This window comes from Paracraurococcus lichenis (assembly GCF_030657435.1).
GTDB classification, from domain to species: domain Bacteria; phylum Pseudomonadota; class Alphaproteobacteria; order Acetobacterales; family Acetobacteraceae; genus Paracraurococcus; species Paracraurococcus lichenis.
Window position 1 is genome coordinate 1 of record NZ_JAUTWS010000370.1, and the last position, 821, is coordinate 821.

The 821-nt window shown below is 68.8% G+C and carries 1 protein-coding gene; it reads left to right on the forward strand.

Translation table 11 applies throughout. From position 1 onward, the window contains the following. Positions 1-722: hypothetical protein (locus Q7A36_RS40290; protein WP_305109407.1), on the forward strand; the 722-nt coding region annotated here is incomplete at its 5' end. Between the last annotated feature and the right edge of the window lie 99 nt (positions 723-821).

Sequence of the window (821 nt, forward strand, 5' to 3'; positions counted from 1 at the left end):
AAGCGGAGGGCTTGGAGCAGGCCGTCTGGGAGCACGTGGTGGGCCTGCTCGGGGATCCCGCGCAGCTGGCGGCGCAGTATGAGCGCTTCCTGGCCGAGGCTCGGGACGGCAGAGGGGAGGCCGTCGACGACCGGCTGCGCGCCCGCATTGAGCGGCTCGACCGGGCGGACCGGCGACTGATCGAAGCCTACCAGGCCGAGGTGATCGGCCTCGAAGAGCTATCGGGGCAGCGCAAGGCCCTCGCCGAGCAGCGACGCCTGGCCGAGCAGCAGCAGGAGCGGCAACTCCGCCTAACCGAGCAGAAGCTCCGGGCCGAGGAGGCGCTCGCCGGCTTGGTCGCGTTCAGCGAGCGCGTCGGCTCCCGATTGCAAGCCGCCGATAGCACCGAGCGTCAAGCCATCTTGCGGCTGGTGGTCGAGCGCATCATCGTCCACGACGACGCTCTGGAGATCCAACATGTCATCCCGCTGCGCGGGGCGGACACAAACCCTGAAAGCAAGGAGCCGCAGCCCGTACGGCGATTGCGTACGGATGGTGTGGAACACGTCGCCATGGCACGGCGTGTCACCCCAGGTCGCCTGCTGCCCAGCGCGCAGGCCCTGCCCGGCATCGGCGATGGTGTAGTCGGGCCGCAGTCCCCGCTCGGCCGCGTCGAGCAGGTGCACGCCCCAGGTGTCGGCATCACGGCGCTGCTCCGTCACCAGGAGGTAGCAGTAGGTTGATGCCGCATCGACGCCGGCCAGCACAGGCGTTGCACCCTGGAAAATCTCGTCGTGCAGGCCCACACGGATGGACGACAGGTCTGGTTCGTCGTTGACCAT